Below are 12,313 nucleotides of genomic sequence, written 5' to 3'. Positions count from 1 at the left end.
CTCAGCTTTGATTCTTTAATTGTTCGAAGATCGCTTTTGCTAGTAGAGGAGGTACGGAATTTCCAACTTGTTGTTGTTGAAACCCAATACTTCCGAAAAAACGAAATTTATCTGGGAAAGATTGTAGTCTAGCTGCCTCTCTAACACTTAAGCCTCTGTTCTCAATAGGATGAATAAGCATATTTTTTCTATAATTTCCTATAACTACAGAAGGCTCGTTTTGTTTCAGCCTAAAATATATACCTGTATGGCAACGTGTGTGATCTTTATAATTCTTCATTAACCTTGCAGGAATATTTTCCCAATTACCTCCTTCAGGGATATGCTGATATCGTTTAAGTACGAGATTGTTATTTCGTGTCACTAAATTATTGCGAGATGTTTTTTCTGTGCCTCGCATCACTTTTTGATACTTTGTTTCGGTATCACATCTATAGTCAAGTTCATCGAAATCTGCTCCATTGGGAAGAGCAGGAAGATCTGACAACGCTTCCTTTACCGTTAAATATTTTGAAACAGTAGGCTTAGGAAATTTAAAACTTATTCCATGTAGCGAACCGACGATGAACACTCTATTTCTTACTTGGGGTACCCCAAAATCAGCTGCATTCAAAATCGCGAAACTAGAGTTGTATCCCAGCTTTTTTAATTCTTTATTTATCGCTTCAAAAAAAAATCCAGATTCTGTTTCTACAAGTCCTTTTACATTTTCAACAATTATCCAGTCTGGTTTTAAAATTCGGGCAATTCTTATATATTCTTTAAAAAGCCAGTTTTCATTATTTGTTTTATTTCGAGTTTTTTGATTTGATGTAGAAAATCCTTGACAAGGAGGGCCTCCAAATAAAACTTTTAAATGAGCATTATCGAAAATGCTTTGATCTAAATCCAGCTTTCTTATATCATCATTGAAGAGAACCGTATTGGGATGGTTTGCTTGAAAGGTAATTCCTGCAAATCGATCCTTTTCAACGGCAAGTCTTACATCTATACCTGCAGCAATTGCGCCTTCAGACATGCCGCCTGCTCCCGAAAATAAATCAACAGCCTGCATTTTTTTATTATTCATAAACGAATGCAAAAATATAAGTTATGCACTCATGTTGATAAATTATCTAAAATAATTGATAATCAGTATTATATATATCATTTCACAATATTCGGCTTATCCTATTAATTCCATTATTCATTCTGTGTAAATAAAACTTCATTTTGACTTTTAGCAACAACTTACCCCCAAATCCGTCTCAAGTATCCTTAGTAATTTTAGATAACGTCTCAACATCCCCCGTGGTTCGTGTCTCACGAAACACTTCTTCTTAAATAAATAAATGTGTCGCTTTCAAGGCTCGTGCGGTTGAGAAACTATAAAAGCTCTTTTTGTAACACTCTCCTGCATTTGCTCAAAAACGAATATACAAAGAGGCATTGCTACTCCAGCTTACATTTGGAGCACAGTTACAAAGTCACTTATATTTTTTGAATTGGGTTCGGGTAGCGGCAGGCAGTCAAAAGATTGAAGGATTATAAGTATGCTTTAAGGTAAGATGTTTTTTGGAAATATCAAAGATTTTATTGGTATAGATAGAGTTAGCAGGAGATTACTAATGGACTGCCTGCATAGGGGTTTTAAAAAAATATCTTACTAACCGGCAATCATTTTAGAGTTTGATTTGTAGCAGCTATAACATTCTGGATATGCTATGCTTGTATCTGCTTTCTTTCCGCAGGAGTGGCAATATTTCTCGGGGTATAGCCCATCTTTCCATTTTGACCACGCATTATAACAGTTAGTACATAAAGGTTTTTCAGGATTGTATTTTAGATTATTACTACACCTTATGCAAACACCGTCTTTTTTTACATACATTCCAATACTTGGAATTTTTGCAGTGAAATTGATTGAATCTTCTGATTGCAACGATGAAAGAGGTGTTGCATGTTGAAAAAAATGTTCTGCTTCCTTTTTTGCAACCTCAAATAATTGTTTGTCTGTATCTCGTCTGATATATATGCCCATTTCTCGGTTCTTCTCAGAGAACTCATACATATTCATGGAGCTGATGACCATGCTATCTTGGTTAAAATAACATTTCGCATGTAAGTTCTTCAGGTGTTTAATGGCAATATTTTTTAGTAAAAGTAAATTGCCTACGCATTCAGGCTTAGAATCTTTGCCAATTAAAATAGTTACTGGCGTATTTCTTTTAGCTGCATCGCTAATACGAACAAACCAATTTTCGGATAGCTGCCAGTAAGGCGAGATTAATACTAATGTAGATTGAGCGTTCCGAATGATATCTTCAATTTTGGCAACTGTCTCTCGAGTAGTTAGAAATTCTGCCATAAATACAATAATAAGGGGTTGATATAATTAACGACTTAAGCACGCGAGTATTGTCGATAGAATGTACTTAAAGTACAATTATATAAAAATCACTTAATTATAAATTTTTGGTAGGATTAAGTACGAAAGAGGTTTTCGCTCCTTATCGGTAAATGACGAGTTATCTATACCAACCTCATCTCCTGCCTGTGTCGGCTTAGATAGTCGTGATTTTCCAGTGACAGGTTTTTGATCATTTTCCTTCCACTAATGTCTATTCTATAATAGTCACTTTCCTTGAGAGTGTCTGATAAAATAATTTTTACCATTGTTTTCAAAACTGATCAGATGCTGATCAAACAATGCATCGTAAGCAGGTGAGCGTAATATACCATTGTGCACATCTGATCTTTCATTATTGTTGGCAAAAGCGCTATGTTACAATGTGAGAAGCAATTAAAATTTAATGCTTTGTATAACCAGTTACAGCGCACGCAAACTTCCAACGGTGTAATACACTTTTGCGGTAAGCTCCCTGCCCTATTCGGGATGTAACCAATCCTTTGCGCTCAGTTTCGTTTGGAATTTGAGTGCCATATTCGGCAGGTGGATCTTCCATAATCAATTCCTGGAAATCTTCCCGGTAGCTAAGCGTTATTCCCTTTTTCTTAAAAAAGAATTTAATCGCGTTTCTTTCTTTTCCTTCCCGGTGCCGGCCCCGTGAAAAAGCCATAATCAATTAACTCCAGCTCTCCTTTATATTGTACAAATCCTTTTGCAACATATTCAAAAAGAAAAATGCTTTTATTGTTTTTCTTATGTTCCAATAAAGCTAAATTCCCCTTCACAAAATTCATATTCCCTGTTTGGCCTTCTCCGGTATAAGAAAATACGCTCTCGTTTTCTCATTGATCTTTGTAACCATGTTTATGGCCGGTAGTACCTGAAAAAATGAAAATGTAAGGCTGGGTAGCAGAAACGGAAATTCCAGACTGGCGACTTCCTCCATAGGAGTCGTGAATAGTGGATCGTTGAATAATGTCATTTATTTTAAAGTCTGGTTGCAAAAGCGTTATGGAATTACGCTTGGTGCAGATTCCTCCTTGGGTCGGAATGACAGGCCGCGGTGCAATGCATATGCTGAATAATGAACCGAACGTACAAGAGTGCGACGCAAGAAAAGCCTAATAGAAATCCAACTGCCGGCTACCCAAAAATAATAATACACCACTCATTCAGCCTGGTGATTGTGTACGGCAGCAGCTATAACAATTCCCTTTATTACCCGGGCAGGTAAGATACCGGGCAGGGGCTGTATAATACACCGCTATTTTGTTGCATACCGTTGTATGCAGCCTCATATTTACTGCCATTTGCAGCAGTCCTGCCAAATGTGAGATTCTCACATTTATCGCTTATCTTCTCACAATTAAACTTAACACTACAATGTATAAACGCTTTTCATTTCTTATTGCTATCGGGTGCTGCTTTCAGCTTTGTGCACAGCCGTCAAAAATCAGGCATGTGGTATTAATAGGCTGCGACGGTTTTGGCGCCTACGCCGTGCCTCATGCCGATATGCCCGAATTAAAAAAGCTGATGCAGAACGGCGCATGGTCGTTAAAAGCGCGTGCTGTGCTTCCGTCTTCCAGCGCGGTAAACTGGGCTTCTATACTGATGGGGGCGGGACCAACCATGCACGGTTATACGGAATGGAACAGCGTGGTACCGGAAATACCTTCTGCCGATACAACACCGGGAGGAATATTTCCTTCTGTTTTCAGCCTGCTGAAAATGCAGAAACCTTCCGCGTCAACAGCGCTTATATTTAGCTGGCAGGGTATTGACCCGCTGGTGGAAAAGGGCGCTACCGATTTCAGGTTTGCGGGAAATAATAAGGATGATGTTTGCGTAGATACGGCGGTTGTTGTTATCATCAGCCAAAAACCTGTGCTCACTTTCATTCACCTTGATGAACCTGATGGTGTTGGACATAATATAGGGCATCGCACAAAGGAATATTATGAGGAGTTAAAGAAGGTGGATGCCCGTATCGGCAGAATAGTGGCCGTGGTAACTGAGGCGGGCATTGCTGATGAAACAGTTATTATTGTAACGGCCGATCATGGTGGCATTCATAAAGGGCATGGCGGTAAATCGTTGGATGAAGTGTTAATACCCTGGATATTGTATGGCAGGGGAGTAAAGAAGAACAAGGAACTGCAAACCCCCATTATAACGTATGATACCGGCGCAACCATTGCCTGGCTGCTTGGATTGAAAATGCCAGCAAGTTGGCGCGGGCTGCCGGTGAAAGAAGCATTTTAGAAGTGTGGCGGTAATTCTGGCGCCGTGGTTCGCGTCTCGCGAAACACTTTTTCTTAAATAAATGTACCGTTTTCAAGGCACGTGCCCCGGCGATTGAGAAATAGAATAATGATACTATCAAAAAAGCTTACAAGTCGTTACTAAAAACTCCTGTATTCCCCGATCAAATATTTATTGGCTTCATCTTCTTTAAAGCGTGCGTTTGCACCATCCCAGTTTAATATTTGGTTAGGGAAGCGCGCTGCGATCACACCCAGCAAAATTACTTCTGTAAGCTTTGCTGCATAAGAAAATGGCGCACTGCATTTTGCCTTGCCAAGACAGGTATCTACAAACTGGTGATAGTGCTTTTGACCCTCCACATCATAACTTACTGTTGGTTTACCGGCTTCACTTTTAGCATCGAATTTTTTGATGTCGATGAGTTGATAAGCATTGTCAACAATCAATCTTGGAAGCTCCATGAAGTGGGGGAGCAATAAGCGTTGCCCGTTTTCTCCAATAAACATAGCGCCCTGGTCAGGCAACTTTTCATCGTTGGGCAGCTTCAGTTCTTCCTGCAACTCCGGCGCACCTTGTCCGTCATACCAAACCCATTCAAGTGTTTTTGCTGTATATTTTGTTCCCGGAAAAACATAGGTTACATGGTTTTTTTCAGCATGTCCAAAGCTATTCGGTTCGCGGCACTCATTTTTCACCGTTAACGGAACACCCAACTGTAAAGCATTATAGGGTGTATCAAAAATATGCACGCCCATATCGCCTAATGTGCCGCAACCGTAGTCAATACATTTTCTCCAATTGCCGTTAAGATAAAATCCTTCTTTATAAGGTCTTTGTTTAGCAGTCCCTAACCAAAGGTTCCAGTCTACTCCCTCAGGCACTGAGTCGCTTCCCTCTGGTTCTGGGCCATCATAACCCCAAACTTTAGGCGACCAGGCAATCACCTTTTTCACTTTTCCGATAATGCCTTTCTGAATAAGTATAGTAGCTAACTTATAATCGTAAAAAGAATGCACCTGGATACCCATTTGAGTTACCAGCTTTTTTTGCGCAGCCACAGCTTCCATCTTCCTCGCTTCTGAAATGTAATGTGTGAGTGGTTTCTGGCAATACACATTCTTATTCATCTCCATTGCCAGTAAGGAAACCGGCGCATGTGCATGATCAGGTGTTGATACCACAACAGCGTCAATTTCGTTGGCTATGTTTTTGAACATTTCCCGGTAGTCTGTAAATATTTTGGCGTTTGCATACGTTGCTTTAACGGCATTTATTTTATTCATATCCACATCGCAAAGCGCCACTACTTCTACTGCGGGGTGAGAAGCGATGTCTTTCAGATCATTTAAACCCATTGAACCAAGTCCCACCTGGGCTATTCTTAATTTTTTTTTAGCACCGGATGCAGAGGATGGAAATGGCAATAAAAAAGCCAGCGCCCCTGCGGCTGTGGTTTGTATAAATTCTTTTCTTTTCATTAGTCCTTTTTAAATCGAATTGTATAGAAAATGGCAAAGTATTGCCAAAGTAACTAAACTTTTGTATGCAGTGTTACTAAACCGGAGAAAATGCCAAGAACGTCGCCAGGAGGCGATAATATACGCATACGAGGCGAAGACACCTCGCATAGCGATTGAATCAGGCTTACTGAATTTCACCAATGTATATTCGATGTCGCTTCCTTAAGCATAAGAATCATCATAAACTTTACATCGCAGCTCTATCCATATTACGGAGGGTGATCTTATGAACCCCGGGGGTACTATCGCAGTCTCTATGCCAACTCGGGGGAGTGGAGTGATCTTCCGCACTGCCTTTCTAAAAAAGAGTTTGGTGATCCCTACCGGGCATTCAGGCAATTTTTTGTATTCCTGCCACTGCAGCAATGGATACAGCATTGGGAAAAACTGGTGGGATCGGCGCTGTTGCACAGCAGGGGAAGGCATAGCATTAATATAATGGCAGCTTACTTCCTGCTGGTGAAGCTGCTGGAGGCGGCCCACCTGGTGGATGTGAGGGAGGTGAATCATGTAGCAGGGGTTTTGAAGGATCGGCTTCAAAAACAATGATGTTTCTTCTGTACTTTTTTGCTTGTCCAAAAAAGTACCAAAAAAAGACCCCGGAAACATATTACCCCCATGTTTCCGGAAGGAGCCCTGATTGAGCTTTTGTACTACTGTGACTTCAGCTATTGGAATGCTACTGCCGGCGTAGGTGCAAAATGCTGATTAAACTCAGTCACAGTTCCTTTGCGTCCGTTGCTCCCCTGCGTGCTTTGCGTGAAACTTCATGTTTCCGGGGGAGCTTTGATTGAGCTTTTGTACTACTATGAATTCCGCAACAGCACCCTGATGCGTTTGCTGATAACTTGGCCTCCCGGAATACTTACAACCGCTCACAGTCTTTGCGATCCCACCGCAAAGCCCGGCGAAGGGAATGAAATCCCTACTTACTTTTTGATTTGTGGTGCTGGCATTAAAAGGAAAATAAGGATAACAGTTGCAATATTCATTAAATTGTAAGTAAATTTATGAGCAGGAAGCAGTAAGTGGAAAAAATTTCTATACACAGCTTTATGACCGGTGCAGCAGGAGGGTTTTGAATTTTAATAAAAAAAGGAGGATGTAATGGGATCAGGTATAAAAAATAATATGCAAGCTTCCGGGTTCAGAGACCGGAAATCATATTCCCCGGAAGAAATATGGGCTGCCGGCGGCACTACCGCTTTCGGCAAAAAGAAAGGACAAAACAATGAAAAATTGATTGAAGCCCTGGAAGCAAGCCCGGAGATAGAACCTTTTAATGAAGAAGAGTGGAAAGAAGCATTGAAGCAATTGGAGCAAAATAAATGACGGGTATGCATTTGCTTTTTGACACAAAGGCGTAACCCGTTATTTGGAGAATATAATTTTCTTACACCCAGAAATATGGGTAAAAACGACCTTTGGATAGCATCGCTTGCCGGGTTACTTGATCTGCAACTTGTAACAACCGATAGTGATTTTGATCATTTGAACGGTGTATTTTTTGAAGTTAGAAAAATAGAACTCAATCAATTATCTGATTTCTTTTAAGAGGTATAATGCTTAAAGACACTATTACTAAAAAGCTAAAGTGGTGGAATGATAAGTTCATTGTTGATGACCTTCAAAAAAGGTATGAAGCATGGGATAGCGGTAAGGAAAAGGGTTATTCTATGGCAGACATAGATAAAGATATTGCCAGGCTGAAGAAAAAGCGCACTTCGAAATGATGACTTATACTGATTTATAAAATAGCCAGGAAGAAAAAATAGTTACAATAGTATCAGTATTTCATACAAAAAGAAATACGAAGAGAAATACAGATCATAAATGCAAGTTTGAAAAGGTCAAAAGCCGGCTCCGGCAACTTTAGTTATTGGTTGCCAAACCTATCTTTTTGGATTCACTTTTGGCAGGTAATAAATTTTATTAGTTGCCAATTACTGTTGTTCAACACGCTCTCCAGCCTGTATTCCGACTAAAAAATTTGCTGTGCAAAATCAATAAGGCCATGACGAGGATTTATAGTATTGATAAATAGTCGATTAGAAAATACGTCATTGGCACGAAGGAGGAATCTGTTAGAATGTAGTGTATACAGGAGAAGAATGTTGGCGGGAAGCAGATGCCTTCCCGACCTTCGGTTTAGGGTCGGTATGATTGCTGTGCAGCATTCAGCGGTAGTGCAATCGTTCAACATTTTGCACTACTGTTCAACATGTACTCTCCTGTTTGTCATTGGCACCTAAGGATGGGTCTATGTCCCTGAAAATTTACTCTCGCAATTTATCCGGACATCCCGAAGTCAGTACTAAAGTTAGATTGATAATCGAATATAATCGCATCAAATCGTATTAATTATTTTTTGGTAGGATTATTAATCGTATATTAACGTATCAAATCGAATCATACATGAATGATAAAATATATGCGTTTTCCTTTTCTCCGGACTGGATGCTACTGTCTAACCGTATCAGCCAGTTAGACCGCTTTGATGCATCCTGGACAACGATAGAAAAAAGAGAAGGTCAAACCTTAAAGCAACTAAAAGCCATTGCAACAGTAAGAAGCGTAGGAGCTTCCACAAGAATCGAAGGTTCTCAAATGACAGATGCGGAAGTGGAATCACTATTGAAAAACCTGGCTATATCCAGGCTGGAGGAGCGGGATGAACAGGAGGTTGCCGGCTACTTTGAAACACTTGAATTAATTTCCGGGTCGTACCAGGATATAGCCATTACTGAAACGAACCTGAAGCACCTGCACAACGGTTTAATGAAATACAGCAGGAAAGATGGCTGGCACAGAGGAGACTACAAGCAGCAAAGCAATATGGTTCAGGCAAAGGAAGCAGACGGAACAACAAGGATCATTTTTAAAACAACAGACCCGGGCTTTGCTACACAAGATGCGATGAGCAGTTTGGTGGAATGGTATTATTCGGATTCAAAAACATTGCCTTTAATAAAAGCTGCTGTGTTTGTATATGAGTTTTTAAGCATCCACCCTTTCCAGGATGGTAATGGTCGTTTAAGCCGGCTGCTGGGTACGCTGTTGCTGCTGAAACACGGCTATTCGTGGATCCAGTACGTAAGCTTTGAACATGAAATTGAAAGCCGCAAAAGTGAATATTATAAAGTACTGATGCAATGCCAGCGGAGCCGCCCCGGGGAGGAGGTGGCTCCATGGGTGGAATTTTTTTTTGATTGCCTGCTTAATATCCAACAACAACTCATGGCTAAGCTGGAAGTGCAGAAAAAAGCCAGCATGCTGTCACAACGGGAGAAAATGATATACAGCTTTATCGAAAATCACCCGGGATCACGCTCAGGAGAAATTGCCCGTAAACTTGATATTCCTTTACCCACTGTAAAACGAATGCTGGCTGAGATGGTGGTAAGTAAATTACTCATACAATTCGGCAAGGGCGCAGGAACGAACTATACTATTGAAGGTACCGGGGTGCTTAAAAAAGATCAGGCGATGCGCTTTACTGATACAGACAGAAGCAAACAATTTATGCTACAGCACCAGGGCTCATTTATTGAGATCACCAGGATTATACTAACACCATTATTTGAATGGAAGCATCCCGGTGAATGGGGCTCAGTGCTTGCCAGGAATGGATTGCATATAAGGATAAAGTGTATAAGCGCCGGGTCAGCTACCGTGGAAGCGCCACCGGTCGCACTCATTGCCGCTCCTTATCAGTACCAGCCGGTATTTGAATTAGAGCAACCAATAAATATCCCGGCGGGAGTATGGGAGGGAAATCCTTATAAAAAAGAGTTTCCTATAGAGGTAACGATTACACTTGAAGGATCTTCAAAGAACTTTGATTTTGATGTTATGATTATTTATGATAAGGCTTAACATCTGCAGAAAGAAGTTCAGCATTGCATTGTTAATGCATTTCGGCCACAGCTCAATTTTCGTACCAATGCTACCAGTTTATTTGTTTTCCTGTCTCCCGGTCTGTTCGGATACTTTCTGTCCGCAATAAGGGCAAAAAACCCAAAGCTTCTCTAATGTGCTGAGGCAACTGCTGCAAGTAATTATCCTGTCAACTACTGATTTCATGGGGTTTGATGTTCTTACAGTAAATGCTTCGGTAATTTCTTTTAAAAAGCTTGATTCATTTCCCCTTTCTGTGATGAGGAACAGTTTGTCTTTGGCTCTCGTAATGGCAACATAAAATAATCTTCTTTCTTCTTCCAATAGCAAATCATGGTCAGCTTTTTTGATTATCTGAAAAATCCTGTCCTCCATCCAAATGTCAGGAAAGCCTCCATATCCTTCTGTTAAGCCGATGATAAATACAATTTTTGCCTCAAGCCCTTTGGCGCCATGGATCGTTTTTGATTGAACACTTAGTCCTTCGTCTTTAAACCGGGTTAAATAGGAGGTGTACATTTTTTTTCTTCTGTAGAGAAACAGGATTTCGTCATTGCTCACTCCCTCATTTGCCAATTCCTTTATATTATCAATACAGAACTGAATATTTTCTTCTCTGTTGTTTCCTGAATAAACAACTATTTTGTGCTCAGAGATCTTAGAAGCCTGAACATCTTTGTCTATTTTGAATTTGTTGTAACTGATTACTTCATTACTCGCGCCAACTATGTTTTGCGTGCTTCTATAATTCAAGCTGAGTGTTATTATTTTCGAGTTGGCAAAGTGTTTTTCAAAATCTATAATATAACTTATGTTTGATCCCATAAATCCGTAAATACTTTGCCAGTCATCTCCAACGCAGAAAAGCTGGGTGTCCTCAGTTAAGAGCACTTTGATTAACTCTACCTGTAAGGTATTTACATCCTGAAATTCGTCTACTAAAATGTATTTATATTTTTCCCTGTATTTATTGGCAATATCAGCATGGTTCTTAAAGAGTGGAATGCTTTTTGAAAGCAAATCATTATAGTCAAGATAGGATTTGTTTGTACAGTAATCAATATATTTTTTGATAACCGGAACAGCAAGTTCATAAAAATTACGAACTCTCTCATGCGGGTCATTTCTACCTTTTTCTAAAATAAAACCGGCGTCAGTATTTTCAACCTTGATCATGTCTGAAACTCTTATGATCTGCCGAATAAATTCTTTAACATTTTCATGATAGCCATTGAATTCCTCTTTAAAATCGAGGGTTACGGTTTTGTGATAATAAGATGACAGCCGGTTCTTTACAATTTCATCAAGCGTTTGATTAAAAAGAGTTGAGTCTTTCGTTATGCTGTCTGAGGTTTTGATCAATAGTAAATTGCCTTTTTTAAATTGTTCTTCCTTATCTCTGATCGTATAGCTCTTATCGCTGACATGTTCTATATAAAGATCTGCATCAGGAATATAAAAATCCGGGCGGAATGGAAAGTCTTTTACATTTACCCGGGGTTCATATTCATACCTGATGTTGTGCCTGTAAAACCAGTCAGCAATATATTGTTCTGATTTTGACCGAACTTTCGTTCCGTCAAGAGTCGTGAAATACTTTCCATCTTTCGGTGGAAGTCTTTGGTCTGTATTCTGTATGTGAATTTTGTCAATAATATAATCAAGTATATATCGTTTGAGCTGAAGTAAGTAGCCGGCATCCTCACATAGTTCGATTAAAAGCTTATGCATTACTCCGAATGCAGTTTCCCGGGCAGTATATTTGGAAAGCTCGTCGTCTTCGTTCTTTTTTGTGTTTTTGATTATTTTGAATTTATTATCGAATACCTTAGCTCCGTCATCGCGAAGAATACTGAAGCAAAATGAATGGAATGTTTTGATGGTCAGGTTATTTGTCAACGCGTAATTTTTCTGCTGGATATGTCTCTCTTTATCCTTTTTTACGTTGCTTAAGGTTTCGTCAAGTAGCTGCTTCTTATAGTTTCCACTTGTGTCTGCTGAAATGATTAATCTGTCTATCATTTCATTTGTTGCATCTTTGGCAAATGTAATGGCAAGTATGCTGGAGGCGTTTACACCTTTTTCTTCTATCAGGTAGATAATTTTCTGTAAAAGTGTTTTTGTTTTACCCGAGCCGGCACCGGCTAAAACCAGTATACGCTTGTCCTCGCTAACAACCGCTTCACGCTGCTTATCGTTTAGCGCACTTAAATCGGTTTTTATTATATTTTCCAAAAGC

General features: G+C 39.8%; 10 protein-coding genes and 1 pseudogene. 5 read left to right on the top strand and 6 right to left on the bottom strand.

Features of this window, described 5'->3' with window-relative positions:
• Position 1: 1 nt before the first annotated feature.
• The 4 genes and pseudogenes from DC498_RS01515 to DC498_RS25950 all read right to left on the bottom strand — a co-directional run bounded on the left by DC498_RS01515 (position 2) and on the right by DC498_RS25950 (position 3,059).
• Positions 2–1,069, bottom strand: a complete 1,068-nt coding sequence (locus DC498_RS01515) for a DNA cytosine methyltransferase (RefSeq protein ID WP_116872344.1) — start codon at positions 1,067–1,069, stop codon at positions 2–4.
• 576 nt (positions 1,070–1,645) lie between these two features.
• Positions 1,646–2,347, bottom strand: a complete 702-nt coding sequence (locus DC498_RS01510; protein ID WP_116872343.1) for a phospholipase D family protein — start codon at positions 2,345–2,347, stop codon at positions 1,646–1,648.
• 267 nt (positions 2,348–2,614) lie between these two features.
• Positions 2,615–2,737: pseudogene (locus DC498_RS26710) on the bottom strand (hypothetical protein); the annotation flags it as partial.
• A gap of 52 nt (positions 2,738–2,789) precedes the next feature.
• A complete protein-coding gene (locus DC498_RS25950) occupies positions 2,790–3,059 on the bottom strand; it encodes a hypothetical protein (protein ID WP_133176729.1) in 270 nt (89 codons plus the stop codon).
• A 713-nt stretch (positions 3,060–3,772) separates the two neighbouring features.
• Between DC498_RS25950 and DC498_RS01500 the strand changes: the two genes are divergently transcribed.
• The gene (locus DC498_RS01500) at positions 3,773–4,654 is read left to right on the top strand and encodes an alkaline phosphatase (protein WP_116872575.1); all 882 of its coding nucleotides are present in this window, start codon (positions 3,773–3,775) and stop codon (positions 4,652–4,654) included.
• 140 nt (positions 4,655–4,794) lie between these two features.
• Here DC498_RS01500 and DC498_RS01495 read toward each other — a convergent pair whose 3' ends face one another.
• Positions 4,795–6,135, bottom strand: coding sequence for a Gfo/Idh/MocA family protein (locus DC498_RS01495; RefSeq protein WP_116872341.1), 1,341 nt, complete (start codon positions 6,133–6,135; stop codon positions 4,795–4,797).
• Between the two features lie 1,149 nt (positions 6,136–7,284).
• Between DC498_RS01495 and DC498_RS01485 the strand changes: the two genes are divergently transcribed.
• From DC498_RS01485 to DC498_RS01475, 4 genes are all read left to right on the top strand, one after another.
• Positions 7,285–7,509, top strand: a complete 225-nt coding sequence (locus tag DC498_RS01485) for a hypothetical protein (RefSeq protein ID WP_116872339.1) — start codon at positions 7,285–7,287, stop codon at positions 7,507–7,509.
• A gap of 75 nt (positions 7,510–7,584) precedes the next feature.
• A complete protein-coding gene (locus DC498_RS26350) occupies positions 7,585–7,731 on the top strand; it encodes a hypothetical protein (protein ID WP_206197500.1) in 147 nt (48 codons plus the stop codon).
• 8 nt (positions 7,732–7,739) lie between these two features.
• Positions 7,740–7,910, top strand: coding sequence for a hypothetical protein (locus DC498_RS26045; RefSeq protein ID WP_165813716.1), 171 nt, complete (start codon positions 7,740–7,742; stop codon positions 7,908–7,910).
• A gap of 682 nt (positions 7,911–8,592) precedes the next feature.
• Complete coding sequence (locus DC498_RS01475) at positions 8,593–10,053, top strand: Fic family protein (protein WP_116872338.1); 1,461 nt, start codon at positions 8,593–8,595, stop codon at positions 10,051–10,053.
• 78 nt (positions 10,054–10,131) lie between these two features.
• Here the strand turns inward: DC498_RS01475 and DC498_RS01470 are convergent, their stop codons facing one another.
• Positions 10,132–12,309, bottom strand: coding sequence for a UvrD-helicase domain-containing protein (locus tag DC498_RS01470; RefSeq protein ID WP_206197499.1), 2,178 nt, complete (start codon positions 12,307–12,309; stop codon positions 10,132–10,134).
• Positions 12,310–12,313 lie beyond the last annotated feature (4 nt).

The organism is Terrimonas sp. (assembly GCF_003075435.1).
In the GTDB taxonomy this organism is placed as follows: Bacteria; Bacteroidota; Bacteroidia; order Chitinophagales; family Chitinophagaceae; genus Agriterribacter.
The sequence above is the reverse complement of the archived record's forward strand: the minus strand, read 5'-3'. Positions and strand labels throughout refer to the sequence as shown.

What these genes read in the sequence shown, in the direction of transcription:
- DC498_RS01515 (WP_116872344.1), bottom strand. Translation starts at nt 1,069, where the DNA reads ATGAATAATAAAAAAATGCAGGCTGTTGATTTATTTTCGGGAGCAGGC.
- DC498_RS01510 (WP_116872343.1), bottom strand. Translation starts at nt 2,347, where the DNA reads ATGGCAGAATTTCTAACTACTCGAGAGACAGTTGCCAAAATTGAAGAT.
- DC498_RS25950 (WP_133176729.1), bottom strand. Translation starts at nt 3,059, where the DNA reads ATGGCTTTTTCACGGGGCCGGCACCGGGAAGGAAAAGAAAGAAACGCG.
- DC498_RS01500 (WP_116872575.1), top strand. Translation starts at nt 3,773, where the DNA reads ATGTATAAACGCTTTTCATTTCTTATTGCTATCGGGTGCTGCTTTCAG.
- DC498_RS01495 (WP_116872341.1), bottom strand. Translation starts at nt 6,135, where the DNA reads ATGAAAAGAAAAGAATTTATACAAACCACAGCCGCAGGGGCGCTGGCT.
- DC498_RS01485 (WP_116872339.1), top strand. Translation starts at nt 7,285, where the DNA reads ATGGGATCAGGTATAAAAAATAATATGCAAGCTTCCGGGTTCAGAGAC.
- DC498_RS26350 (WP_206197500.1), top strand. Translation starts at nt 7,585, where the DNA reads ATGGGTAAAAACGACCTTTGGATAGCATCGCTTGCCGGGTTACTTGAT.
- DC498_RS26045 (WP_165813716.1), top strand. Translation starts at nt 7,740, where the DNA reads ATGCTTAAAGACACTATTACTAAAAAGCTAAAGTGGTGGAATGATAAG.
- DC498_RS01475 (WP_116872338.1), top strand. Translation starts at nt 8,593, where the DNA reads ATGAATGATAAAATATATGCGTTTTCCTTTTCTCCGGACTGGATGCTA.